The organism is Hyphomicrobium denitrificans ATCC 51888, assembly GCF_000143145.1.
Taxonomy (GTDB): Bacteria; Pseudomonadota; Alphaproteobacteria; order Rhizobiales; family Hyphomicrobiaceae; genus Hyphomicrobium_B; species Hyphomicrobium_B denitrificans.
The window spans coordinates 2,385,302-2,410,797 of record NC_014313.1; the positions used below are offsets into that span (position 1 = coordinate 2,385,302).

Below are 25,496 nucleotides of genomic sequence, written 5' to 3' on the forward strand. Positions count from 1 at the left end.
TCAACGCTCCTGTCGCGCTCGGGTCAAGGTGTCCTTGACGCACGCCGGACAATCTCCACCTTTTCGTTTTGACAGCCCGCACCGGCTATGGCAGACGGGCTCCCTCAATTCCTGAGTTTCGAGGCACGACTAATGGCGACCAAGCAAGCGCGCGGGACAAAGCGAACCTGTCAGAGCTGCGACGAGCGGTTCTACGATCTCGGTCACGATCCGATTGTCTGCCCATTCTGCGGCAGCAAATACGTGATCGCCTCGTCACCCGCCGCTCTCGCGGCGTTGCAAGCCGAACAGCGGGAACTCGCAGCCAAGAAGGCAAAGAAGCCGGTTCCGGCTGATGACGAGGGCGAATTGCCGGCAGTCGAGGGCGAAGAGGCACTCGCCGACGTCGAGACCGATGATGCCGGCGGCACCGACGACGATGAGACCTTCCTCGAGGAAGAAGAGGAAGAGGGCGGCGATGTTTCCAACATCATCGGCGGCCCGGCGGGTGAGGGCGACGAAGAGCCCTGATCGCCACCAACAAACGTTCTTGAAGTTTCCCGCTGAACGACTTATCAGGCGGGTTCTGCGTAGCGGACTGACACGTTCCTACGCTCCCAAAGGTTTGGGGCCATAGCTCAGCTGGGAGAGCGCTTGCATGGCATGCAAGAGGTCAGCGGTTCGATCCCGCTTGGCTCCACCAAACTTCACTTTGCGCGCAGCCGCCACGCCAACCCTGCGCGCGTTATGCCCTGCGGCTTTGGCTCGGCGAGCCGGAGACTGAAAGGCGAAGGATGTCGCGCCGAAGTCGCCAAAGGCGACTCAGGCGGACGGAGCTGTCCTCGTGACCTACGTCTACATTCTTCAAAGCACTGCGTTTCCCGATCGATATTATGTCGGAGTGACGGCCGATATATCCCAACGCGTAGCAAAGCATAATGCAGGGGAAGTATCGCACACGTCGAAATATCGGCCTTGGCAGCTCAAGACCTACATCGCCTTTTCCGACAAAACACAGGCCTATGCTTTCGAGAAATACCTGAAGTCCGGTTCGAGCCGCGCGTTCGCCAAGAAGCGCCTTTGAAACTCAGGCAGTTTCCAACTCACCTCTGAAACGGCTGACCAGCGGAAGCTTTTTCGGTAGTCTTCGCCGGACTGAATTGCGCAGCAGACGTGCGCCAACAAAAACATGAGCACCGGGGGACAAACGCGATGACCGGCATTCGAGCGAAACTTGCCTGGACGGCGATCGCGATCCTCGGGGCCCTGTCGCTGGGCATCGTCGCTCTGTCGCGCGGAGAGACGATCAACGCCATATGGCTCGTCCTCGCCGCGATCTGCTCGTATCTGCTCGCGTACCGATTTTACGGGCTGTTCATTGCCGACCGCGTCGTGCGCCTCGATCCCAGCCGTCTGACGCCCGCGCAACGCTTCAACGACGGGCTCGACTACTGTCCAACGGATCGCACCGTTCTTTTCGGCCATCACTTCGCGGCGATTGCGGGCGCAGGGCCGCTCGTCGGCCCCGTCCTCGCGGCGCAGATGGGCTACCTGCCCGGCACGCTGTGGCTCGTCATCGGTGTCGTGTTCGCGGGCGCCGTTCAGGACTTCATCGTGCTCTGGGCGTCGACGCGCCGCGACGGCCGCTCATTAGGAGACATGATCCGCTCAGAGCTCGGCGAGCTTGCTGGCACCGTCGCGATGATCGGCGTGCTGCTGATCATGGTCATTCTGCTCGCGGTTCTCGCCCTCGTCGTCGTCAAGGCACTGAAGCAAAGCCCGTGGGCGACCTTCACCGTCGTGATGACGATCCCGATCGGCGTGCTGATGGGCGTCTACGGCCGCTATCTTCGTCCGGGCCGCATCGGCGAGATGTCGCTCATCGGCTTTGCGTTGCTGTTGCTATCGCTCATCTACGGCCGTCACGTCGCGGAAGATCCAGTGCTCGCTCCGATGTTCGACTATTCCGGCGAGCAGCTTTCGATGATGCTGATCGCGTATGGGTTCGTCGCGTCCGTGCTGCCGGTTTGGATGCTGCTTGCGCCGCGCGACTATCTCTCGACCTTTCTCAAAATCGGCACGATCGCGGGTCTGGCGCTCGGCATTTTTTTCGTGCTGCCCGATCTCAAGATGCCCGCCGTGACGAAATTCGTCGACGGCACGGGGCCGGTGTTCGCGGGCAATCTTTTCCCATTCCTGTTCATCACCATCGCGTGCGGTGCGATCTCCGGCTTCCACGCGCTGGTCTCGTCCGGGACGACGCCGAAGATGCTCGACAATGAGATCAACGCGCGCTTCATCGGCTATGGCGCGATGCTGATGGAAAGCTTCGTCGCGATCATGGCGCTTGTCGCGGCGACGACGCTGGAGCCTGGCTTGTATTTCGCGCTGAACAGCCCATCAGCGATCATCGGCACGACGCCGGAAACGGCCGCGGCCGCGATTTCCAGCTGGGGCTTCACCGTGACGCCCGACATGCTGCGGCAAGCGGCGGCGGACGTCGGCGAAAGCACGATCCTGTCGCGCACGGGTGGCGCGCCGACGCTCGCCGTCGGCATGGCGGAAATTCTTTCGAGCGCCATCGGCGGCAAGGCGATGATGGCCTTCTGGTATCACTTCGCCATCCTGTTCGAGGCATTGTTCATCCTGACGACGATCGATGCCGGCACGCGCGTCGCGCGCTTCATGATCCAGGACTTGATTGGCACGTTTACGCCCGTGTTTCGCGACACGCGCTCGTGGACCGCGAACATCGTCGCGACGACGATTGCGGTCGCGGGCTGGGGATATTTTCTTTACCAGGGCGTCGTCGATCCGCTTGGCGGCATCAATACGCTGTGGCCGCTGTTCGGCATCGCCAATCAGATGCTGGCGTGCATTGCGCTCATCCTGTGCACCGTCGTGCTCTTCAAGATGAAGCGTGAGCGCTACGCGTGGGTGACAATTCTGCCCGCCGTCTGGGTTGCGATCTGCACGCTGACGGCCGGATGGCAGAAGATTTTCAGCGATAACCCGGCCATCGGATTTCTGGCGCATGCGGAGAAATTCGGTTCCGCATCGGACGCAGGCCAGATCCTCGCTCCGGCGAAGTCGATGGCCGACATGAGCCGCATCGTGTTCAACGATTACGTCAACGCGACGTTGACAGCGTTGCTGATCGCGCTGGTCATCGCGATGTTCGGATTTGCCGTGGCCGCGATTTCGAAGGCGCTGGCGAACCCGAACATATCTGCTCGCGAATCCGCCATCGTGGCGGCGGAGTGAACGATGCTGAAATCCGGCACATCCCTATTTTGCATGCTTCGCACTACGCTCGCCCGAACCGCGCGCCTGATGGTCGGCGTGCCGGATTACGAGGCTTATGTCGCGCATCGGCGGCTGGTGCATCCGGGCGAGCCGGTGATGACCTACGAAGAGTTCTTCCGCGAACGCCAGGCGAGCCGGTATGGCGAAAACGGCGGCAAGGTCAGCCGCTGCTGCTGATCCCTGCATCGTTTTCCTGATTCCGTTCGGTCGCAGTTGATTGCGCCTTCCGTGACCGCTACGAGGTCCGGCATGGCACCTCCTCTTTTGACGCTCAAAGATATTCATCTCACCTTCGGCGGCACGCCGTTGCTCGAAGGCGCGGAGCTGACCGCAGCGCCCGGCGACCGCATCTGTCTCGTCGGGCGCAACGGCTCCGGCAAGTCGACGTTGCTGAAGATCGCGGCGGGGCTCGTGACGCCGGATCGCGGCGAGCGTTTCGCGCATCCGGGCGCCAGCATCCGCTACCTGCCGCAGGAAGCCGACTTCAACGGCTTCGATACGGTTCGCGCGTATGTCGAAGCCGGCCTCGGCCCGACGGACGATCCCTATTCGGCGGAGTATCTGATCGGCGAGCTTGGGCTTTCGGGCGACGATAATCCGGACCAGCTCTCGGGTGGCGAAGCGCGCCGCGCCGCGCTGGCGCGTGTTCTGGTTTCAAAGCCCGACGTTCTGCTGCTCGACGAGCCGACGAATCATCTCGATCTCACCGCGATCGAGTGGCTTGAAAAGACGCTGCAGGCGAGCCGCTCGGCGCTGCTTCTCATCAGCCATGACCGCCGCTTTCTCGAAACGCTATCGCGCGCGACCGTCTGGCTCGATCGCGGCAAGACGCGCCGTCTCGAGCAGGGTTTTGCGGCGTTCGAGGACTGGCGCGACAAGGTTCTCGAAGAAGAAGAAATCGAACGCCACAAGCTCGACCGCAAAATCGTGCGCGAAGATCAGTGGATGCATGGCGGCGTCACCGGCCGCCGCAAACGCAACGTCCGGCGCGTGCGCGAGCTTCGCGCGATGCGGCAGGAGGTGCGCGACCGTCGCTTCGTCGTCGGCGCAGCCCGTCTCGACGTGGCGGAGGGCAATCTCTCGGGCAAGCTCGTCGTCGAAACCTCGAACGTCTCGAAAGGCTATGACGGCCGCGAGATCGTGTCTGACCTCAACTTGCGCGTCATGCGCGGCGACTGTCTCGGCATCGTCGGCCCGAACGGCGCCGGCAAGACAACGCTGATCAAACTGCTGATCGGGCAGCTCGAGCCGGACAGCGGCACGATCCGCCACGGCGCCAATCTCGAAATCGTCGCACTCGATCAGAGGCGCGATGAACTCGATCCGAACTGGACCGTATCGGATGCGCTGACGGGCGGGCGCGGCGATCAGGTCGTCATCAACGGCAAGGCGCGCCACGTCGCGAGCTACATGAAAGACTTCCTGTTCTTGCCGGAGCAGCGTCTGTCGCCGATCCGCGTTCTGTCAGGTGGCGAGCGGGCTCGGCTCATGCTGGCGCGCGCGCTTGCAAAACCTTCCAACGTGCTCGTGCTCGACGAGCCGACGAACGATCTCGATCTCGAAACGCTCGACCTGCTGCAAGAGCTCCTGGCCGATTATCCGGGGACGCTGCTTCTCGTTAGTCACGACCGCGATTTTCTCGATCGCATCGTCACGAGCGTGCTTGCGCCGACCGGCGACGGCCGATGGACGGAATACGCGGGCGGATATTCCGACATGCTTGCCCAGCGCAAGGGCGACGATCTGAAAAAGGCGCCCAAACAAGAAGCCGCTGCGGCGGCGCGCAAAACGTCGGACGAGGCTTCGGCGGGGTCGCCGGGCGCCGCCAAAGCCAAGCTCTCCTATAAGGAGAAGCACGCGCTTTCGATATTGCCGGATGAAATCGCCAAGCTCGAAGCTGAAATCAAAACGCTGTCGACAAAACTCGCGGACGCAGGGCTTTATGCGCGTGACCGTTCCGGATTCGAAAAGACGAATGCGCGCCTCGCGGATGTGCAGCAGCAGCTCGAAACCGCCGAGACGCAGTGGCTTGAACTCGAAGAAAAGCGCGCCGCAATCGAGAACGCCGGATAATCGCAGCCGTAGCCGGACATAAAAAAGCGGTGACCGAAGGATCGGTCACCGCCCGATATTCGACCGTTAGGTCAACACCATCCGAATTCAGATGACGTCGATTTCAGCCGGAAGATAGCTGGTCACTTCGAGACCAACTTCCTGCTCGCGTACTTCAGGCTTCGACCACGTCTTCATGGGTTCCTCCAAGAGTGTCAGTGCAAAGCTTCACTACGGCGTCTTATGTAATTGGCTTGTGAAATAAACGCCAATCGTATTTGCGTTACCGCGCGATAAGCGGGGCTAATAACAATATAACGGTTCATTCTCCGCCGGTGATTTCGCGCTAATGCTGCGCTGCCCACTGATCCTTCACTTCATCACAACGTCTGGACACGAAGTCGTTAACTTCCGTGACGATCGTGCTTGAGAGCAGATTGACGGTGTTGTCGGCGGCGGTCGCCGTCCACATGGCGCTCTTGATCAACGTCGGCGCTTCGATCTTGCCCCAGTTGGCACGCGCCTTCGTCGCCTTGCCGTTCTCGAACGTCACCTTCGGCGTCAGATCGAATTTGAAATCCGTCGCACCTTTTTTCTCGCTCGCGATCGTGCACGTGACGGTGTGCTTCTGAAATTCGATTTCGACCTTCGGCTCCGTCATGGCGCGGACGAGGTCATCGCGCTTGACGCTGAGCTGCATCGAGCATTGCGCGCCGTCGTAAGGCCAGGTGACCTTCAGCTTGCCGACAAGCTTGACGAGCTGTTCCTTGCGCCAGCTTTTGATCACATGGCAGGCGATGTCGCCGGATGCGTCCTTCGCATGCAGCGCCTTGCAGATGTCGACCTTGCACGCCTTGCGCGCTTCTTTCTCCGCCGTTTCCTGCGGCGTGAGATTGACGTCGGCATCGATCGACTTATCTGGTTCTGCTGCAATCGCCGAGTTGGCTGCCACGGCCATCGCCATTCCGAGCACTAGAAGTCCTGTGCGTAGCGCCGTACGCTTCTTCGTCGCGGCCATCGAAAAACCCTCGCTGACGGTCCAAATCAGGCCTGCTTGATGCCCCCGCAGGCGGGCGGGACTAAGGCGAAATGCCGCCCTCTGCGGCCGCCATTGTGGCAATGCTCTCAGAGAGTTGTGTCTGCCGCTTGAAGACCGCCCATTGCCTCCCATATCTTCATCAAACGGCCCTAGGCAGCGATGCTAGGGCCCGAAGGGGCGGCCGGTTCGGCGCCCTGAAGACGGTCGCTTAGAAAAGGGCCTTCGAATGACACGCATGGCTACGCTTTCGAACCCGCTTTTGCTGGGTTTTGAGGAAATCGAAAGACTGATCGATCGCGCCGCCAAGGGTGGAAGCGACGGTTACCCGCCTTACAACATCGAACGCGTTGCCGCGGACGGCGAAGATGCCGGGCTGCTGCGGATTACGCTGGCTGTTGCAGGCTTCACTCGAGACGATCTCGAGATCACGCTCGATGACAAACAGCTGACAATTCGCGGCAAGCAGCAGGACGACAAAACGCGCGAATACCTTTACCGGGGAATCGCGGCGCGACAGTTTTCGCGGACTTTCGTCCTTGCCGACGGCATCGAAGTCAAAAGCGCGGATCTGGCAAACGGCCTTTTGGCGATCGATTTGCAACGGTTGGAGCCTGAGCGGCTCGTTAGACGAATAGAGATCGGACCGCCTGGGCGGATCAAAACCCGGACCTAGAGAGTCTTTCTCGTCACAGCCCTCGCGACCGAATCGTCGGAGGATCAGGGAACACGAGCTATCCGGCCAGCCTGAGCAAATGGCAGCAATTCCCGGATATGCGATTGGAGCCCGGCCTCGACACCAGGAGGAAGAGCGTCATGAATAACAAGACCACCGCAAGAGCCACAGTTGACCATGTTGTGCCACCCGTCATGACCGAGCTGGAACTCGCACGTCTCGGCGGCGGTGAGGTTGCGTACATCAAGACGCTGACCTCGGACGAGGCGCTGAACATGTTTCCGCAGATCGAAGGTTTGCCGAAGGGCATTCCACTGTTCTCGCTGCACGCCGCCGACGGCACGCCGATCGCGCTGACGGATACGCTACAGGCCGCCATCGGTCATGCGCACGAGGATGAACTCGCCATCGCGCCGCTGAACTAACCGCGCAATCGGCATCAGAGCCTTGCAATACGAGCCGCTCGTCATCGGGCGGCTCGACGTTTTTCCGGCGAGCTTACGAGCTTAGACGCGATAGCTCGCGTACTGCCCCTTCGGATTAAACCGCTCGAGATATTGCGGAACGATCGCCTCGATCGAAGCCGGTTGCGGAACGCCGAGCGCCGCGATGGTACGATCCTCGCGTTTGGCCGCATCCGAGACGACATTGTCGAGCTTCAACAGCCGCAACTGGTCGACAGTTACCGGACGGACCGCATTGGGCAGAGGCCAGGTCAGCAAGGCCTGCAGCTTCATCATCCAGAAGGGCACCGGCAACAGCACGCGCCGGCGTCCAGCATACTGCACCGTCGATTCGAGAATCTCGCGGAACGTCACGACCTGCGGGCCGCCGAGCTCATAAACTTCGCCCGCCTTGCCGCTGCCGGTCACGGCATTTGCGACAGCCTCGCCGACATCGCCTGAAAAGACCGGCTGGAACTTCGTCCGCCCACCGCCGACCAGCGGCAGGACGGGACTTACGCGCGCAAGCGCTGCGAACCGGTTGAAGAACTGATCCTCGGGTCCGAAGACGATCGACGGCCGGAGAATGATCGCGGACGGAAATTCCGCGAGCACGGCCGCTTCGCCCTCGGCCTTGCTCACCGCGTACTTCGAATTCGAGTTCTTGTTCGCACCGATCGCCGAGATATGGACAAGCCGCTGAGCGCCCGCTTCCCGCGCCGCCTTGGCGATGCGGCGGGCGCCTTCGACGTGGACGTCCTGGAACGTCTGGGCTCCTGTCGGCGCCAGGATGCCGACGGAGTTGACGACGGTTTCGGCGCCTTCGACGGCGCGCATGACAGAATCGGCAAACCTAAGATTGGCCTGCACTCCGAAGACCTGTCCCACGACGCCCATGGGTTGCAGATAACCCGCGAGATCGGGCCTGCGGACGGCAGCACGGACGCGATAGTCCCGGCGCGCCAGACTCCAGACGATCTGACGTCCGACGAACCCGGATCCCCCGAAGACCGTCGCAAGTTTGCCAGTTTCCGCCATGTCTCACCTCGATTTCGCCGCAGAGCGCGTCTCTGGACGGTCTACCGGGCCGAAGCGGCGCTGTGAAGCCGACGGATCAACTTCCGGCTGAGAATTTGCGTCGCGCTACGGAGCGACCGCCCGGCGCAATTGACTTCCGCGCGCACACAATCTACGTGACACCGCAGGCCCAGATGGCGGAATTGGTAGACGCACTGCTTTCAGGTAGCAGCGCTCACAAGGCGTGGAGGTTCGAGTCCTCTTCTGGGCACCACATTCCAATGCGAAAAATTGCAATATCAATGCGTTAACGGCAACATACGCCCATAACGTAGCGTTGCGCGATATTTCAGCCTTACATTTTCAATTGCCAAACTGGTTTTCGGCGGGTGGAGTTTTGGATTTCGAACGCTCCAGACGGCATTGAGATTGTGCCCGCGCCTCCGCTAAAGCCCAATCGTGAAATTCAACGATCCAACGCTGCATCTTTCCGCAGTCGCATATTCGTAAGCGCACTACTGCCTATTGCATATTTCAATAATCCTTGTAGTATTGGAAATATGAACAGCAAAGACGCCGTCATCCGGCTTGCCGCGCTCGCGCACGAGCAGCGCCTCGCGATTTACCGTCTTCTGGTGAAGGAAGGGCCTTCCGGGCTGCCCGCCGGCGAGATCGCCGATGCCGTCGGCGCAACGCCCACGGGTGCGTCCTTTCATTTGAAGGAGTTGGACCGCGCGGGCCTCATCCACGCCACGCGGGTTGGCCGTTACATCCGCTACGCGGTGCATTTCGACAAGATGCGTCAGCTGTTGACTTTCCTCACCGAGGATTGCTGCCAGGGCCAGCCGGAGCTCTGCGGTTCAGCAATCAAAAAAGCGCGCAAGATGTGTAAGGGAGAAACGAAATGAACCGCGAGCGTCCGTACAGCGTCCTCTTTCTCTGCACCGGTAACTCCGCCCGCTCCATCATGGGCGAGGCCATCATCAACCGCGTCGGCGGCGGCAAATTCAGAGGCTATAGTGCCGGCAGCATGCCTAAGGGCAACGTCCATCCTCTGACCATCAACCTGCTCAACAGGCTCAACTACGACACCTCCGCGCTCCGTTCGAAATCATGGGAGGAGTTCACCGCACCCAGCGCGCCGGAACTCGATTTCGTGTTCACCGTTTGCGACAACGCCGCCAACGAGGTGTGCCCCATCTGGCCCGGTCAGCCGATGACTGCACATTGGGGCGTTCCGGACCCGGCAGAAGCCGAAGGCGACGAAATCCAACGCGCACTCGCCTTCGCGGACACCTACCGGATGCTCAACAACCGCATCAGCATCTTCACCAGCTTGCCGCTCCAGTCTCTGGATGAACTGTCCCTGAAGAAGCATCTGGACGAGATCGGCAAGTCCAAGGCTCCAGTGCCGGAGAAAGCCTGAAGATGTCGACCTTTGAACGCTACCTGACGGCGTGGGTCGGTTTCTGCATCGTCGCTGGAATTGCGCTTGGTCACTTCTTTCCAGCGGTGTTCCAGTCCATCGGCGCGGCGGAAATCGCCAAGGTCAACTTGCCGGTGGCGGTGCTGATCTGGCTGATGATCGTCCCGATGCTGGTGAAGATCGACTTCTCGGCGCTGTCAAAGGTCAAGGAGCATTGGCGCGGCATCGGCGTCACCTTATTCATCAACTGGGCCGTGAAGCCGTTCTCGATGGCGCTGCTCGGCTGGATCTTCATTGGCGGGTTGTTCAGGCCTTACCTGCCCGCCGACCAGATCAACAGCTACATCGCGGGGCTCATCCTTCTCGCGGCTGCGCCTTGCACCGCCATGGTGTTCGTCTGGAGTAATCTTTCGCGGGGTGAGCCGCACTTCACGCTGAGCCAAGTGGCGCTCAACGACATCATCATGGTGTTCGCCTTTGCGCCACTTGTCGGCCTTTTGCTTGGCCTGTCGGCGATCACCGTGCCGTGGGGGACTCTGGTTCTGTCTGTCGCGCTCTACATCGTGGTGCCGGTCATCCTGGCGCAAGTCGTCCGTCGTCGCGTGTTGTCAGTGGGCGGGCAACAGGCACTCGACGGACTGCTCTGGCATCTGCAGCCGCTTTCGCTGCTGGCATTGCTCGCGACGCTGACCTTGCTCTTCGGCTTCCAGGGCCAGCAGATTCTCGCGCAGCCGCTCATCATCGCGATGCTGGCGGTGCCCATCCTGATTCAGGTCTACTTCAATTCGGGTCTGGCCTACCTGCTCAACCGGGCGGCTGGCGAAGCGCATTGCGTTGCGGGGCCGTCAGCACTCATCGGCGCCAGCAATTTTTTCGAGCTTGCGGTCGCGGCGGCGATCAGCCTGTTCGGGTTTCACTCAGGCGCTGCGCTGGCGACCGTTGTCGGCGTGCTGATCGAAGTCCCCGTGATGCTGTCGGTGGTGAAAATCGTCAGCGCGTCGCGCGGCTGGTACGAGTCTGGTCAGGCGGTCCGCAAACGAGGCCTGGCCGCGCCGGTCGGAGAGTAAGATATGACCATCACCATCTACCACAATCCTGCCTGCGGCACCTCGCGGAACACGCTGGCGATGATCCGCCAAAGCGGCGAGGAACCCGAGATCATCGAATACCTGAAGACGCCACTCGCTCACGACACATTGGTTGATCTGATGACGCGCATGGGGATCGGCCCGCGCGAACTGCTCCGCCAGAAGGGCACGCCCTATGCGGAGCTGGATCTCGGAAACCCAAAATGGGCCGACGACCAACTAATTGATGTCATGGTGGAGCATCCCATCCTCATCAATCGTCCCATCGTCGTTACACCGCTCGGCGTGAAGCTATGCCGGCCATCGGAGGCGGTACTCGATATTCTGCCGAACCCTGAAGTCGGCATGTTCACCAAGGAAGACGGCGAAGTGGTGCCCGCCAGAAAGCGAGCGCCATGAGCAAGAACGGAACGGCCGACCTTCGCAACGTCGCGCATGAGCACCTGCGCATTCCCGCTGGTGACAAGCTGGCGGCAAACACGACCCACAAACCGCGCATCCTGCTACTTTACGGCTCGCTACGCGCGCAGTCGTACAGCCGCCTCCTCACCATCGAAGCGGCGCGGCTCCTTGAGCATTTCGGAGCTGAGACGAAGATCTACGACCCGCACGGTCTGCCTCTGCCGGACGACGCGGCGGAGACGCATCCCAAGGTGCAGGAGCTGCGCAATCTCGCTGGCTGGTCAGAGGGCCAGGTGTGGTGCTCGCCGGAACGCCACGGCGCCATGAGCGGCGTAATGAAGTCCCAGATCGATTGGATACCGTTGTCCACCGGCGCCGTCCGGCCGACCCAGGGCAAGACATTGGCGGTGATGCAGGTCAGCGGCGGCTCGCAGTCCTTCAATGCGGTGAATCAAATGCGTGTGCTCGGCCGTTGGATGCGGATGATCACGATCCCCAACCAGTCTTCGGTAGCGAAGGCTTTCAACGAATTCGACGAGGATGGCCGCATGAAGCCGTCCTCGTATTACGATCGCGTCGTGGATGTGATGGAAGAGCTGGTGAAGTTCACCCTGCTCACGCGCGACCGCGCCGCTTACCTCGTGGACCGTTACAGCGAGCGCAAAGAAAGTGCTGAGGAACTTTCACGACGGGTGAACCTGTCGTCGGCGACGGGCAACGCGAAGTAGCGACAACGGCGATGACGTAAATCATCCGCTGGCACTCTCGGCCCCGGGATTTGCTGAGGACGTGTCGGCACACGTTTCCGATCCGGCGTTTCCCACGCATGCCGGTTTCAAGAATGACGCGAAAGCGAGCCAAAGGCCGACCGACAGAAGCGCGAAGCCGCCGAGAACGTAGAACATCGCTTCGTAGCCGAAGACTTGAGCGATCCAGCCTCCGATCGCGGGGCTCAATGCTGCGCCGATGCCCTGGGCCGTCATCACTGCGCCCTGGCCAACGTTGATGCGCCCAGTGCCGTTCAAAATTCGTGCGACGAGCCCTGGGACTGCGACGCTCTGCAGTCCTGCGCCGACGCCGTCGAGGATCTGAACCGGATATACGCCCCACGGCACGATGAGATTTCCCGCGATCAGTCCTCGCAGGGGAAGCGCAAGGAATGAGATCAACAGGACCAGCCAATAACCCTGGGCTTCCGCCATGCGCATGGCGACGATCGAGGCAACGATCATCGTCGCTTGCGCGACAACGATCGTGATGGCGACAAAACCCGGACCGTTGATCGTCCCGTCGGATACGACCGCCATGCCATAGAGCGGCAACATCGCCGCATTGCCGAGATGGAATGCTGCGAGCGCTGCGGCGAGGACCAACAGCGGCTTACATTCAAGCAGAACCTGGAAGCCGCTGACCTTACCGTTCTTGTCGTCGTTGATTGCTCCTCGGGCCGCGCCATGATCGATGTCGCTCGCCGGGATCATGAGAACCGAGATGATCGTCAGCAGTCCGAAAACAGCTGCGAGAATGAAGACGGCGGGATAACCGAATTTCCATCCGAGCAATCCGGACAGACCGGCGCCGACGACGTTGCCGGCATGGTTGAATGCCTGATTGATGCCGTTCTGGCGAGTGAAACCGGCCTGCTTGACGATGCCCAACGTCATGGCGTTGACGGACGGCCCAATGACGGCTCCGGCAATGGCGGTCGCGACTTGCGACGTCGCAACGACCCAGAATTCTTGCGACAGCAAAATGATGGCGGACGCCGAGATCGTAAAAATGGCCGGAATGATAACAGCCGCGCGCTTATGGCGTGTCGCGTCAATGAACGCGCCGGCGGGGATCGTCATCAGCATTCCTGCGACGCCGCCGATCGTCATGACGGTGCCGATCAAACCACTCTGCCAACCGTGCGCGAGAAGGAAGACGCCAAGAAAAGGGCCTATACCAGCGAGGAAATCGGCCATGAAGAAATTGACCGACGCCAAAGGCCACTGATCGCGTTTGACCGTTGCGCCCGGTTCGGTCGTTCCTCTCGCATCCGCGACGACGGACATCGGCAGTCCTAACATTGGCTGTGATAAGTGGATGACGAAACCGGCAAACGCCCTGAGCAGTTGCCGATCACACACGCCAACATTGCTGTGCCCGATATTGTTCCTTCGAAACGATGATAGGCATTTCGGTGCGGCAGTGGATGACCGGCGTGCCTATGAGCCCGTCGGGCTTTTGCCGCTCAGCAGCGTATAGTTGCCGCCGGTCGCGGTGATATCGGTCGAGCGCGTGCGTTCCGTTGCGAAGCGCAGAAGATAGTTCGGGCCGCCCGCTTTCGGACCGGTACCGGAAAGGCCCTCGCCGCCGAACGGCTGGACGCCAACGACGGCGCCGATCTGGTTGCGATTGATGTAAAGATTTCCGACGCGCGCGTTCTCGGACACGTATTGCGCGACGCTTTCGATGCGACTGTGGAGCCCAAGCGTCAGGCCATAGCCGGTGGCGTTCAGCGCCGCGACGACCTTGTCGAGATGATCGCGCTGATAGCGGATCATGTGCAGGATCGGTCCGAAGACCTCGTGGTCCAGTTTGGCGAGACGATCGATCTCGAACAGCGCGGGCGTGACGTATGTTCCGGCGCGGCAAGCTTCGGGCATCGCGAGGTCGACGATCTCGCGCGCTTCGCGCTGCATGCGAACTTTGTGGCTTTCAAGCGCATCCTGCGCCGTCTCGTCGATGACGGGACCGATGTCGGTCGCGTAGTCGAGCGGATCGCCGACGTCGAGCGCCTCGATCGCGCCAGCGAGCATCGAACGGATTCGCGACGCGCTTTCATCCTGAACGAACAAGATGCGCGCGGCCGAGCAGCGTTGTCCGGCGCTGTCGAACGCGGAGCGAACGGCATCGCGCACCACCTGCTCAGGCAGCGCGGATGAGTCTGCGATCATCGCGTTGATGCCGCCGGTCTCTGCAATAAACGGAATGATCTCGCCGCGCCGGTCGACCAGTGATTTTTGGATGGCCCAAGCCGTTTCGCCGGAGCCGGTAAACACGACGCCTTCAATGCGCTGATCCTTGACGAGCGCTTCGCCAAGTTTGCCGCCGCCGGTGACGAGATGGAGCACATCGCGCGGAATTCCGGCTTCGTGCAGAAGTTTGACGACGAGGTAGCCGGCAATCGGCGTCTGCTCCGCAGGCTTCGCGATGACGGAATTTCCGGCTGCGAGCGCCGCTGCGATCTGTCCTGTAAAGATCGCGATCGGGAAATTCCACGGCGAGATGCAGGCGAACGGTCCACGCCCCCTGAGCGTCAACGTATTGTCTTCGCCGGTCGGGCCGCGAAGGCGGATTGCGTTTGAGAACAATCGCCGCGCTTCGACTGCGTAATAGCGGAGATAATCGACCGCCTCGCGAATCTCGGCCTGCGCGGCGTCGAGCGTTTTTCCGGCTTCGCGGATCAGTGCCGCCAAAAGCGTCGCGCGATCACGTTCGAAAAGATCGGCAGCCGTTTCGAGGATGCGAGCGCGCTCGGCCGCGTCCGTTCGTTCCCAGCGCACGAACGCGTTGCGGGCGCTCGTGATCGCATCTTCGAGATTTTGCGGCGTTGCGAGCCGCACCGATCCGATGCGCTCGCGATGATCATGCGGCGAGACTGCAAACGCTGCTGCATCGCCAGCCGTCGTCGCCGTGCCATTGACGATCGGTCCCGCTGCGAAGGGCGTTTTCAGCACCTTGCCGATATCGGCGAGAAGCGACTGGCGAACGCTCGCCTCGACGAGTGGCAGGCCAGCGCTGTTCTTGCGTTCGGGAAGATATATGTCGCGCGGGCGGGTCAGCAACACGGGCCGGTCGCCGGAGGTATATTCGCGGTCGGCGATCTCGACGGGGTCAGCGATGATGTCGGATACGGACGTTTCATCGTCGCCCAAACGATTGACGAACGATGTGTTGGCGCCGTTTTCGAGCAGCCGGCGAACCAGATAGCCGAGCAGATCCTCGTGTCCGCCGACGGGCGCGTAAATCCGGCAGGGACGCCCGAACTGTCCGACGCCGACGATCTGCTCGTAGAGGGCTTCGCCCATGCCGTGCAGGCGTTGGTATTCAAATTCGATCGCGCCGCCCGCGACGGACGCCGATGCGATGCTGTGGGCGTTGTGGGTCGCGAACTGCGGATAGAAGGCGACCGGCTCCGAAATCAGCAAACGCATCGCGGCGAGATAAGACACGTCCGTGTGCAGTTTGCGCGAGAACACCGGATAATCTTCGAGGCCGCGCTCCTGCGCCCATTTGATTTCGCTGTCCCAATACGCGCCTTTGACGAGCCGTACCGGAATGCGCTTGCCGGTCTGCTCGGAAAGCCTGCGAAGCCAGCGAATGAGCGGAATGGCGCGCTTGCCGTAGGCTTGCACGGCAAGACCAAGCCCGTTCCAGTTGTCGAGTTGCGGGTTGACGAGCATCTCGCCGAACATTCCGGCGGTGATGTCGAGACGATCCTGTTCCTCGGCGTCGATGGTCAGCCCAAGGCCCTTGGCCCGTGCAGCGCGCGCGAGCGTCAGAAGACGCGGCGCGAGTTCGGCGTGGAGGCGATGTTCCTTGCCGGGCTCGAAACGCGGATGCAGCGCCGACAGCTTCACCGAGATCGACGGCCGCTCGAAGATCGCATCGACGTTGGTTGCCGTGAATGGCGGCGCCGCATTTCCAACAGCGTCGATGGCCGCCATGTAGCGCTGGAAATAGCGCTCAGCATCACGCTCGGAGCGCGCGGCTTCGCCCAGCATGTCATAGGAGAAGCGGTAGCCTTTTTCCTCAAAGCCGCGGGCGCGCGACAACGCGGATTCAATCGTCGAGCCGAGCACGAATTGCTCGCCGAGCAAGCGGACAGCCTGGCGCACGGCGAGGCGGATCGTCGGCTCGCCCGAGCGCGCGACGAGGCGTTTCAGCGCCTGCAGCGGATTGGCGCCCTTCGCCTCTTTGAGCTTTACGATGCGACCCGTCAGCATCAAGCCCCAGGTCGAGGCGTTGACGAGCAGACTGTCCGACTGGCCGAGATGCTTGTCCCAGGCGCCGCCGGAAATCTTGTCGGCGATGAACGCGTTCGCGGTTTCGGTGTCGGGAATTCTGAGTAGCGCCTCGGCGAGGCACATCAGAATGACGCCCTCGTCCGTCGCCAAGCCGTATTCGTGCATGAAGGCGTCGACGCCGGAGTGATCGGCCTTGTTTGCGCGGGCGGTGTGAACCAACCGGCGCGCGACGTCGGCGATGCGGCGGCGCTCGTCCTCGGCGAAGAAAGCGCGCTCGATCAGGGCGCCGACGAGACGCGGTTCATCCGCCAGGTATTGCGCGGAAAGTTCATCCCGTGGAGGGAGCGCCCGCTGTAAATCTTCATGCCGCAATGCCGCGACCATTCTTTGTAACCCGCTGTATCCAGACGCTGTCCGACGATTCGCCTGCTGACCTGAGCATAGCAGATCGCGAAAATGTCCGCTGCCCTGCTCGCGACGCCTTCCCTCCCCAAATCTCTTGACGGGCTGCCTCGTCTGGCGGCAGGAACTGCCTCGAGTCTCAGCAAAAATAAGGCGCGCGTCGTGAGCCATTCCGTCAAGATCGTTTCCACCGTCCGGGACCTGAGACAGGCGACGGCCGACTGGCGCCGCTCCGGCAAAACGATCGCGCTGGTGCCGACGATGGGCGCGCTGCATCCGGGGCATGTCTCGCTGGTGAGGCAGGCCAAGGACCGCGCCGACAAGGTCGTCGTGTCGATCTTCGTCAACCCGACGCAGTTTGCTCCGCATGAGGATCTGGCGCGCTATCCACGCGATGAAGCCGGTGACGTCGCCAAGCTCGCGGAGGCCGACGCCGATCTCGTCTGGGCTCCGGGCGTGGATGAGATGTATCCAGCAGGGTTCTCGACCGGCGTCAAAGCGGGCAGCGCATCGGCCGATCTCGAAGGCGCGTTCCGGCCGCACCATTTCGACGGCGTCGCGACAGTGTGCGCGAAGCTTTTCAACCAGGTCACGCCCGACGTCGCGATCTTCGGCGAAAAGGACTTCCAGCAGCTCGCGGTGCTCAGACAGATGGTCGACGACCTCAATATGCCATTGACGCTCATCGCCGCGCCGACGGTGCGCGAAGCGGACGGTCTGGCGCTGTCGTCGCGCAATGCCTACCTCTCGGAGAAGGAGCGCGCGATCGCCCCGGCTCTCTATGCGACGATCACCGAGGCGGCCGAAAGAATCGCCGCCGGGACGCCGTTCAGCGTCGTGACGACGGACGCGACGGCGCGCCTCGTGGAGGCGGGATTCACGAAAGTCGACTATATCGACGTGCGCGACGCCGCGACGCTCAGCGCCGCCACGGTTCCGGGAAAACCGCTGCGTATTCTGGCCGCCGCGTGGCTCGGAAAGACGCGGCTTATCGACAATGTCGCAGCCGGAAGCCAACCTTAAGTGGCGGTTCGGCCACAAAGCATATTGGGTGTGGTGGCACCGGGCGCGGCTCGGTCTATAAGGACGTCTCCAAGATTCGCCTCAGCGGTTCTGCTGTCGTGCGTCAGGCCGTTTCAGGGGCTTTCGGGTTCCGGCGTGTGCCTGTCGGCGTGACATGATTGAGGATTGCTCATGGGCCGATCGCAGATTGATCTCTTTTCGGAATTCGACAGCGAAATGACTGAAAAATCGTCGCGCGCCCGTAAGCCCGCCGAAAGCGCGGGTTACAGCGAGCATGACATCGAAGTGCTCGAAGGCCTGGAGCCTGTTCGCCGCCGCCCCGGCATGTACATCGGCGGCACGGACGAGAAGGCGATGCATCACCTCTTCGCCGAGGTGATCGATAACTCGATGGACGAAGCGGTCGCCGGTCATGCGACGTGGATCGAGGTCGAGCTTTCCGCTGACGGGTTCCTCGCCGTCACCGACAACGGCCGCGGCATTCCGGTCGGCCCGTATCCGAAAAACAAGAGCCTCAGCACGCTCGAAGTCGTGCTGACCGTATTGCACGCGGGCGGCAAGTTCGACTCGAAGGCCTACAATACGTCGGGCGGCCTGCACGGCGTCGGCGTGTCCGTCGTCAACGCACTTTCGGAAACGCTCGAAGTGCAGGTGGCGCGCGACCAGCAGCTTTATCGGATGGTCTTTTCGCGCGGTATTCCGCAGACGAAGCTCGAAAAGCTCGGTTCGATCATGAACCGGCGCGGCACCAAGGTTCGTTTCCGTCCGGACGAGAAGATTTTCGGCAAAGGCGCGGCATTCAAGCCGTCGCGGCTTTTGAAAATGTCGCGCGCCAAGGCTTATCTTTTCGCGGGCGTCGAGATCCGCTGGAAGTGCGCGCCGGAACTGATCAAGGACGATACGCCGTCTGAAGCCGTTTTCCACTTCCCCGGCGGCCTCGCCGACTATCTGACTGAGTCAATCGACGGCCGCACGCGCGTCACGAAGGATATTTTTTCGGGTCGCATCGAAAAAGATGGCGGTCACGGCTCGGTCGAATGGGCGGTCGCCTGGATTTCCGACGAGGACGGTTTCTCGCTCTCCTATTGCAACACGGTTCCGACGGCCGAAGGCGGCACGCACGAGAACGGGCTGCGGCAGGCTCTCTATAAAGGGCTTCGCGCCTATGGCGAGCTGACGGGAAACAAGAAGGCGCAGCAGATCACGTCCGAAGACGTGATGAGCACGGCGGCGTCGACGCTGTCCGTCTTCATCCGCGAACCTGAGTTCCAGGGGCAGACGAAAGACAAGCTCGCGACGGTCGAAGCGACGAAGATCGTCGAGGCGGCGGTGCGCGACGCCTTCGATCACTGGCTCGCGGATTCGCCGCAGCAGGCGACGAAGCTGCTCGAGTGGACCGTCGACCAGTCGGAAGAACGTCTGAAGCGGCGGCGCGAAAAAGAAGTCGGGCGGCAGTCGGCGACGCGCAAGCTGCGTCTGCCGGGCAAGCTTGCCGATTGCTCGATCCAGCAAGCTGCGGGCACCGAAATCTTCATCGTCGAGGGCGACTCGGCCGGTGGCAGCGCCAAGAGCGCACGCGATCGCGAGACGCAGGCTATTCTGCCGTTACGCGGCAAGATTTTGAACGTCGCGAATGCTTCGTCCGCGAAGCTTTCCCAGAACCAGCTTCTCGCCGATCTCATCCAGGCGCTCGGCGCGGGTACGGCCGCAAAATACCGCGATGAAGATCTGCGCTATGAGCGCGTGATCATCATGACGGACGCCGACGTCGATGGCGCGCACATCGCGTCGCTGCTGATTACGTTCTTCTATCAAGAGATGCCGGAGCTGATCGAGAACGGCCATCTCTTCCTTGCCGTGCCGCCGCTCTACAAAATCTCAGACAAGTCCGACGTTGCGTATGCGCGCAACGAGGCGCATCGCGATCAGCTCATCGAGACGCAATTCAAGAACAAGAAGCCGAAAGTCACACGCTTCAAAGGTCTCGGCGAGATGGACTTCAAGGATCTCAAGGAAACGACGATGGACAAGCGGCGGCGCACGCTGCTGCGCGTTGCGATCGGCGAAGGCGAACGCGATATGTTGTCCGAGGTCGTGAATTCGCTGATGGGATCGAAGCCCGAGGCGCGGTTCCGGTTCATTCAGGAGCGCGCGGCGTTCGCGAAGGATCTAGACATCTAGTCCGCGTTCCTAAGCGAAGTTTCTTTCGTCGCCCCCTCGTCCGGTCTTCGGCCACCTTCTTCCGATGTAAGAAGGAATGGCTGAGGGCCTCACTTGCCCTTGGCTGAGGCTTCGTTCTCGCGCGCGATGGCGTCGGGATTGCGAACTTTCGCATATTCGAGCGTCGAGGTGTCGACGTAGACGTCTTCCTGGACCTTCGGCGCGTACTTCTCTCCGAGCACCTCTACGACCGTCGGATTGCGCCCCTCGGTCTCGCCATGCGGCGAGTTGAAGTAGCCTTCCACCACGACGCCTTTCTCGCGGTATTCGGGTTCCTGCAGCAACAGCTCGTGCAAACCTTGCAGCTTGTAGTGCGGGACGGACGCATAGATGTGATGCGGCAGGTGATAGTCCATACCGAACGGAAACACGGCATAGCGAATGAACGGATTGACGAGAAACACGCGCGAGTTCGTATAGCGCCCACGATCGGCGTTTCCGTGCTGCACCCATTGGCGCATGATCATGAACAGCGGGAACGTCGTGAACAACGGCACGACCCACAGCAGCGCGAAGTAGCGCCACGCCTGTCCGTAGCCGCCGACTTCGATGGCAGTCAGCGCCGCGTACAGCATCGCCATGTATGCGACGCGACTGATGTTCGTCGTCCGATGCGAAACGACCGTTTCGACATGCGCGTGCGGAAGTTTGTTCTCGTCGAGGCGCGCGAAGTACGTCACGACGAGCGCGGTCAGCGCGCCAAGCGCGGCAAACGCCAACGCGCCGTGACCTGATCGAACCAGAGGAATGACCAAGGCTGGTGCTGCGACGGCGTAAAGTATTCCCGCCAGCGTCGGCAGCTTTTCGCCGCGCTTTTCGCGATCGACGTATGGGTTGTTGACGGTCCCGAGCGCGCTATAGCGGGCGCGCGCGATCGTGTAGCGGAACAAATTCGGCAGCCACAGCTGCTTGCCGAGCGCCGCCAGCATCTCGAAATGCGTAATCGGGAAATCGAGATCGTGGCCGCTATCGTGCAGCTGCGCGCAATCGGGATCGCGGACCGGATCGTTGATGAACTGGTGATGCGCGAGATGATGCAAGCGGAAATGAAAGGTCGACGTATAGATCGGAAACGCCGCCAACCAATCCGAAGTCAGCTCGTTCAAGATTTTATTCTCGAAAAGAATAAAATGCGTGCCTTCGTGGATGACGCCGCCGAACTGATGCTGGGAGGCGCCGATCACCACGATCGCGACGAGCGTCGCGGGAATATTCCACCACCACTCCAGTCCTGCTGCGGCGACGGCGTGATAGCTCCAGACCGCACCACCAATGGCGGCAGCGATCACCAAATAGACGACGCCAATATGATAGAAATTCGTGGAGTTATCGCGCTTTTTCAATTCGCGAATGGCTTCGCCTCGCCGCTGCCCTTTCGGACGTGCCGCGCCGGGCGCAACTGCGGTTTCAGCTATCAGCTCGGTCTTCGCAAAGGCGTTTGCAGTCATCTGTCGAAAACCCTCGGCCAGTCAGAAGAGCCTTTACAGACGCGGTCGTCACAAGGCGCTTCGCGCCGTTGCTGAATGCACGTTACGCCTCGGAGCACCAATCAGAAAATCAATTCAGCTGACATGACAAATAAGCAATTCTCGGTTTGTGACGGGATTCCAACGCTTTTTCTCAGTTTGATTAAACCCGTCCTCGTGTCGGCCTGCTCGCTCTATATTCCGAACTCAGTTAAACTTATTCAGCGCGTCAATGATTCGAATCAAGAGAGTCGTGGTGCGCGCAGACATTGCCCCAGAGGGAAATATTACATGAATAGCAGAGCGATCGCAGCCGAAGTGTTCGGCACCTTTATGCTGATGGCGTCCGTTCTCGGCGCTGCCTTTTACTCATTCGGAGCGCCCGCCGGCGCAGCCGGTATTCTCGGCGTTGCATTGTCGATCGGCACCACGGTGATGGTGATGGCATATGCGGTAGGCCAAATCTCAGGCGGTCATTTCAATCCGGCCGTAACGCTCGGGCTGGTCGCGGGCGGCCGTTTCGAAGCAAGCAAGGCCGTGCCTTACATCATCGCGCAGGTCGTCGGTGCGCTGGCGGCGTGCGGTGTGTTCTCCCTCGTCGGCCACACCGGTGCGACGTTCGCTGCGAACGGTTATGGTGAACTGTCGATGCTCAAGGCGAGCCTCGGCGAAGTCTTCATTCTCGAGACCGTGCTGACGGCATTCTTCCTTATCGTCATCATGGGCGTAACGCGCGCGAACGGCCCTGCTCTGCTGGCTCCGGTGGCGATCGGTTTGACGCTTACTGCGATCCACCTGATGGCGATTCCGATCTCGAACGCTTCCGTGAACCCGGCCCGTAGTCTTGGCTCGGCGATTTACGCTGGCGGCGAAGCGCTGTCGCAGGTTTGGGTGTTCTGGGCTGCGCCGATCCTTGGCGGCGTCATCGGTGGTGTCGTCGGCCGGTGGCTGCTCGAAGACTGATCGCGACACGTCTTATCCAACGGGGCGGGGATCGAGGTCTCCGCTCCACTCTTTGTCCGGTCCGACCGGGCTCTCGCTGCTCCTGCCGTGACAGAAACGCGCGGCCCGACGGCGCAAAACCACCGAGTTTTCCTTGCACTTCAGTCGGATGTATGCGAGCACGCAGGCGTGCCGGAGCGCAGGGGATCGAGTTTGCGCATTTTTTAACGCATTTTGATCCGCACTCCCATTTCGGCTTTGGACCTTTTCGGCACCTATCCCCCTGCGCTCTCAATCGACCGTCTGGTGCTCGCGCACCGGAGTTTTTGGGTTGTGCAGATGGAGACCTTGACTGTTGGACAGCAAGACGTTCGCTGACCTCGGGCTTTCGCCCAAGGTTCAAGCGGCCGTAATGGCCGCGGGATATGTAAATCCCACCCCTATTCAAGCCGCAGCCATTCCGGTCGCCCTGACCGGACGTGACGTTCTCGGCATCGCCCAAACGGGCACAGGCAAAACCGCCTCTTTCGTTCTTCCGATGATTACGCGGCTCGAGACGGGACGTGCGCGCGCGCGAATGCCTCGCTCGCTGATCCTGGCTCCGACGCGCGAGCTTGCCGCGCAGGTCGCGCAGAGCTTCGAGAAGTACGGCACCAATCATAAGCTCTCCGTCGCACTGCTGATCGGCGGCGTGTCGATGGACGATCAGGTGAAAAAGCTCGATCGCGGCGTCGACGTTCTGATCGCGACGCCTGGACGCTTGCTCGATCATTTCGGGCGCGGACGCGTGATGCTGATGGGCGTCGAGATTCTCGTCATCGACGAAGCCGACCGCATGCTCGACATGGGCTTCATTCCGGACATCGAGAAAATCTGCAAGCTGCTGCCGCCGCGCCGGCAGACGCTATTCTTCTCGGCGACTATGCCGCCCGAGATCACGCGACTCGTCGATCAGTTCCTGAAAGATCCGACGCGCATCGAAGTCGCCAAGCCGGCGACGACGGCGAAGACGATCACGCAGCGCTTCGTCTACTGCCAGAACGGCGAAGACTGGGCGAAACGCGAGATGCTTCGCGAGCTCATTCGCGACGGCAACGTCAAGAACGCCATCATCTTCTGCAATCGCAAGCGCGATGTCGCGGTACTCTACAAATCGCTGTCTAAGCACGGCTTCAATGCCGGCGAACTCCACGGCGACATGGATCAGACGAGTCGTACGGAGACGCTCGACAAGTTCCGCAACGGCGAAATCATGCTGCTTGCGGCGTCCGACGTTGCCGCGCGCGGTCTTGATATCCCGGATGTTTCGCACGTCTTCAATTTCGATCTTCCTTGGGCTGCCGACGATTACGTTCACCGCATTGGGCGAACCGGCCGCGCGGGACGCGAGGGCCATTCTGCATCGCTCGTCAGTCCGGACGACCTGAAATTCGTCGCGGACATCGAGAAGGTGACCGGCGAAACTGCGATCTGGCTTGGCGATCCTCCAAGCGAGGAAGACATCGCGGGTGCTGGCAAACGACGCCGGGGCCGCGGCGGACGCGGAGCTCCGCAGGCGAAATCCGGCCGGCCGCACGGCAGCCGTGACGCGCGCAAACCGGAGCCGAGAAAAGTCAACGGCGCGCCGCAACAGCGCGAGCAGCATGGCGGTGAGCAAGAGGCCAAGGCTGAACGTCCGCAGGCGGCGTCGCCCGCGCCCCAGCAGGCAAAACGCGAACGTCCGCGTGCGAACGAACAGCAGCCGCCGCGCGATAAACCTCAGCGGACTGCTCAGCGTCCGCGCGCGGCTGACAGCTGGACTGACGAGCCGAAGGCGCCGCAGCGTCGTGCTCCTGCGCCGGAGCGTTCACCTGCTGCCGAGCCGGTTCGCAAGCCGCAACCTGCTCCCCGGCATGACGAACGCGTCGGATTCGCGGAGAATATTCCGGCGTTCATGCGCAAGCCGTCACGCCCAGCGAAGGTGCCAGGCCGAGGCTAGTCGCGCTCGAACTCCAAAGCGACGCCTCAATCCAATCGTGGCGGCATCGGCTGCGTCTTCAATGGCGCCGCCGTTGCCGGCCTAGTCCGCCGACCGAAGGGATGATAATCCACCCGGCCTATAGTCGGCGCGTCTGCCTACACCACATGCCAGTTTCGGACGGCGGAGAGGCACGGTTAGACCTGCAGCCAAAGGAATTTGGCGCCATGATCCTCTCGACAAAGGTCCTCGTCGCGGCCGCTGCGACGGCACTATCCGCTTGCGTTTTCAGCTTGCCCGCCAGCGCTAACTATCTGGGCTACGCAAACGGCGATCCCGAGAATTGGGGTTTCTACGAGGAGCAGCACAACGGCGCCCCGCCGCCGGCTGCCACAACGTTGCCCGTTGGCCCTTCCCACGCCTACATCATCCACAATGGGCGGGCATATGTCCCTGTGCACGAAGAATGGCGCGGTCACACCCGCGAGCGGATGCCATGATTTGAGCGGCGCCAACGACGCCTAGAAAAATTGCAAAAACATAAGGCGCCGCTGGAACAGCGGCGCCTCGGAAAACATCAGATCCAGCGGTTTGTTAACGATCAGCTGGCGCGAAGCCCTCCGGCACCGCTGGGGCCGGTTCGAGATTGACGCTCTCGCCGCATCCACAGGCGCTTTTCTGGTTCGGGTTGTTGAACACGAACTGCGATGAGAGCTTGTCCGTCTTGAAGTCCATCTCGGTGCCGAGCAGATACATGATCGCGGCGGGATCGATGAGCACGATCGCGCCCTTGTCCTCGATCACCTCGTCGAACTTCCCGATCTGATCGGCCCACGTCATCGTATATTCCATGCCCGCGCAGCCGCCCTTCTTGATGCCGATCTTCAGCGCCTTGACGCCGGGCTTCTGGGCAATCAACGTCGCGACGCGCGCCGCAGCGGCGTCCGTCAACGTCATGACTTTTGGCATCATTCTAAGCGAGGGCACGCGCGCCTCCGTGGTTCGAACCGGCCAAGTATATGGGTATTCGCGAGCCAAATACGAGG

24 protein-coding genes and 2 tRNA genes are annotated in these 25,496 nt (G+C 61.3%); 19 read left to right on the forward strand and 7 right to left on the reverse strand.

The window, feature by feature from the left end; genetic code table 11:
• The first annotated feature begins 132 nt into the window (after positions 1-132).
• The 6 genes from HDEN_RS11485 to HDEN_RS11510 all read left to right on the forward strand — a co-directional run bounded on the left by HDEN_RS11485 (position 133) and on the right by HDEN_RS11510 (position 5,358).
• Complete coding sequence (locus tag HDEN_RS11485; RefSeq protein WP_013216286.1) at positions 133-510, forward strand: TIGR02300 family protein; 378 nt, start codon at positions 133-135, stop codon at positions 508-510.
• 96 nt (positions 511-606) lie between these two features.
• A tRNA-Ala gene (locus HDEN_RS11490) sits at positions 607-682 on the forward strand.
• A gap of 141 nt (positions 683-823) precedes the next feature.
• Complete coding sequence (locus HDEN_RS11495) at positions 824-1,063, forward strand: GIY-YIG nuclease family protein (RefSeq protein ID WP_013216287.1); 240 nt, start codon at positions 824-826, stop codon at positions 1,061-1,063.
• A 128-nt stretch (positions 1,064-1,191) separates the two neighbouring features.
• On the forward strand, positions 1,192-3,243 hold the full coding sequence (locus HDEN_RS11500; RefSeq protein ID WP_013216288.1) for a carbon starvation CstA family protein: 2,052 nt from the start codon (positions 1,192-1,194) through the stop codon (positions 3,241-3,243).
• Between the two features lie 3 nt (positions 3,244-3,246).
• A complete protein-coding gene (locus tag HDEN_RS11505; protein WP_013216289.1) occupies positions 3,247-3,462 on the forward strand; it encodes a YbdD/YjiX family protein in 216 nt (71 codons plus the stop codon).
• 72 nt (positions 3,463-3,534) lie between these two features.
• A complete protein-coding gene (locus tag HDEN_RS11510) occupies positions 3,535-5,358 on the forward strand; it encodes an ABC-F family ATP-binding cassette domain-containing protein (RefSeq protein WP_013216290.1) in 1,824 nt (607 codons plus the stop codon).
• Between the two features lie 87 nt (positions 5,359-5,445).
• Here HDEN_RS11510 and pqqA read toward each other — a convergent pair whose 3' ends face one another.
• Together pqqA and HDEN_RS11520 are read right to left on the reverse strand one after the other, a co-directional pair.
• Positions 5,446-5,535, reverse strand: a complete 90-nt coding sequence (pqqA, locus tag HDEN_RS11515) for a pyrroloquinoline quinone precursor peptide PqqA (protein WP_015598624.1) — start codon at positions 5,533-5,535, stop codon at positions 5,446-5,448.
• Between the two features lie 148 nt (positions 5,536-5,683).
• On the reverse strand, positions 5,684-6,355 hold the full coding sequence (locus tag HDEN_RS11520; RefSeq protein WP_013216291.1) for a hypothetical protein: 672 nt from the start codon (positions 6,353-6,355) through the stop codon (positions 5,684-5,686).
• 247 nt (positions 6,356-6,602) lie between these two features.
• On the opposite strand from HDEN_RS11520, the gene HDEN_RS11525 reads away from it, so the two are divergent.
• Entirely contained in the window at positions 6,603-7,049 is a 447-nt protein-coding gene (locus HDEN_RS11525; RefSeq protein ID WP_013216292.1) for an Hsp20 family protein, read from the forward strand.
• Positions 7,050-7,189: 140 nt separating this feature from the next.
• A complete protein-coding gene (locus tag HDEN_RS11530) occupies positions 7,190-7,474 on the forward strand; it encodes a BQ00720 family protein (RefSeq protein ID WP_013216293.1) in 285 nt (94 codons plus the stop codon).
• An 81-nt stretch (positions 7,475-7,555) separates the two neighbouring features.
• On the opposite strand, the gene HDEN_RS11535 is transcribed toward HDEN_RS11530, so the two are convergent.
• Entirely contained in the window at positions 7,556-8,530 is a 975-nt protein-coding gene (locus HDEN_RS11535) for a complex I NDUFA9 subunit family protein (protein WP_013216294.1), read from the reverse strand.
• 167 nt (positions 8,531-8,697) lie between these two features.
• Between HDEN_RS11535 and HDEN_RS11540 the strand changes: the two genes are divergently transcribed.
• The 6 genes from HDEN_RS11540 to arsH all read left to right on the forward strand — a co-directional run bounded on the left by HDEN_RS11540 (position 8,698) and on the right by arsH (position 12,153).
• Positions 8,698-8,783, forward strand: a tRNA-Leu gene (locus HDEN_RS11540).
• Between the two features lie 286 nt (positions 8,784-9,069).
• Positions 9,070-9,417, forward strand: a complete 348-nt coding sequence (locus HDEN_RS11545) for an ArsR/SmtB family transcription factor (RefSeq protein ID WP_013216295.1) — start codon at positions 9,070-9,072, stop codon at positions 9,415-9,417.
• Positions 9,414-9,935 carry an arsenate reductase ArsC gene (locus HDEN_RS11550; RefSeq protein WP_013216296.1) on the forward strand — a complete coding sequence of 174 codons (522 nt, stop codon included), beginning with the start codon at positions 9,414-9,416 and terminating at the stop codon, positions 9,933-9,935. The genes HDEN_RS11545 and HDEN_RS11550 overlap by 4 nt, the downstream gene beginning before the upstream one ends.
• Before the next feature lie 2 nt (positions 9,936-9,937).
• Positions 9,938-11,002, forward strand: coding sequence for an ACR3 family arsenite efflux transporter (gene arsB / locus HDEN_RS11555; RefSeq protein WP_013216297.1), 1,065 nt, complete (start codon positions 9,938-9,940; stop codon positions 11,000-11,002).
• Between the two features lie 3 nt (positions 11,003-11,005).
• Positions 11,006-11,422, forward strand: a complete 417-nt coding sequence (gene arsC, locus HDEN_RS11560; RefSeq protein WP_013216298.1) for an arsenate reductase (glutaredoxin) — start codon at positions 11,006-11,008, stop codon at positions 11,420-11,422.
• Positions 11,419-12,153 (forward strand): arsenical resistance protein ArsH, encoded by a 735-nt coding sequence (gene arsH / locus HDEN_RS11565; protein ID WP_013216299.1) that lies wholly within the window; start codon positions 11,419-11,421, stop codon positions 12,151-12,153. The genes arsC and arsH overlap by 4 nt, the downstream gene beginning before the upstream one ends.
• Before the next feature lie 21 nt (positions 12,154-12,174).
• On the opposite strand, the gene HDEN_RS11570 is transcribed toward arsH, so the two are convergent.
• Together HDEN_RS11570 and putA are read right to left on the reverse strand one after the other, a co-directional pair.
• Positions 12,175-13,482, reverse strand: coding sequence for an MFS transporter (locus HDEN_RS11570; RefSeq protein ID WP_013216300.1), 1,308 nt, complete (start codon positions 13,480-13,482; stop codon positions 12,175-12,177).
• Positions 13,483-13,635: 153 nt separating this feature from the next.
• On the reverse strand, positions 13,636-16,824 hold the full coding sequence (gene putA / locus HDEN_RS11575; protein WP_013216301.1) for a bifunctional proline dehydrogenase/L-glutamate gamma-semialdehyde dehydrogenase PutA: 3,189 nt from the start codon (positions 16,822-16,824) through the stop codon (positions 13,636-13,638).
• 180 nt (positions 16,825-17,004) lie between these two features.
• Between putA and panC the strand changes: the two genes are divergently transcribed.
• Complete coding sequence (panC, locus tag HDEN_RS11580) at positions 17,005-17,865, forward strand: pantoate--beta-alanine ligase (protein WP_013216302.1); 861 nt, start codon at positions 17,005-17,007, stop codon at positions 17,863-17,865.
• Positions 17,866-18,036: 171 nt separating this feature from the next.
• Entirely contained in the window at positions 18,037-20,046 is a 2,010-nt protein-coding gene (parE, locus tag HDEN_RS11585; RefSeq protein ID WP_013216303.1) for a DNA topoisomerase IV subunit B, read from the forward strand.
• 89 nt (positions 20,047-20,135) lie between these two features.
• On the opposite strand, the gene HDEN_RS11590 is transcribed toward parE, so the two are convergent.
• Entirely contained in the window at positions 20,136-21,533 is a 1,398-nt protein-coding gene (locus tag HDEN_RS11590) for a fatty acid desaturase family protein (protein WP_013216304.1), read from the reverse strand.
• Between the two features lie 309 nt (positions 21,534-21,842).
• On the opposite strand from HDEN_RS11590, the gene HDEN_RS11595 reads away from it, so the two are divergent.
• The 3 genes from HDEN_RS11595 to HDEN_RS11605 all read left to right on the forward strand — a co-directional run bounded on the left by HDEN_RS11595 (position 21,843) and on the right by HDEN_RS11605 (position 24,950).
• Positions 21,843-22,514, forward strand: a complete 672-nt coding sequence (locus HDEN_RS11595) for an aquaporin (protein WP_013216305.1) — start codon at positions 21,843-21,845, stop codon at positions 22,512-22,514.
• Between the two features lie 334 nt (positions 22,515-22,848).
• A complete protein-coding gene (locus HDEN_RS11600) occupies positions 22,849-24,471 on the forward strand; it encodes a DEAD/DEAH box helicase (RefSeq protein WP_013216306.1) in 1,623 nt (540 codons plus the stop codon).
• 206 nt (positions 24,472-24,677) lie between these two features.
• Positions 24,678-24,950 carry a hypothetical protein gene (locus HDEN_RS11605; protein WP_013216307.1) on the forward strand — a complete coding sequence of 91 codons (273 nt, stop codon included), beginning with the start codon at positions 24,678-24,680 and terminating at the stop codon, positions 24,948-24,950.
• A gap of 94 nt (positions 24,951-25,044) precedes the next feature.
• On the opposite strand, the gene HDEN_RS11610 is transcribed toward HDEN_RS11605, so the two are convergent.
• A complete protein-coding gene (locus tag HDEN_RS11610) occupies positions 25,045-25,407 on the reverse strand; it encodes a HesB/IscA family protein (RefSeq protein ID WP_041922017.1) in 363 nt (120 codons plus the stop codon).
• Positions 25,408-25,496 lie beyond the last annotated feature (89 nt).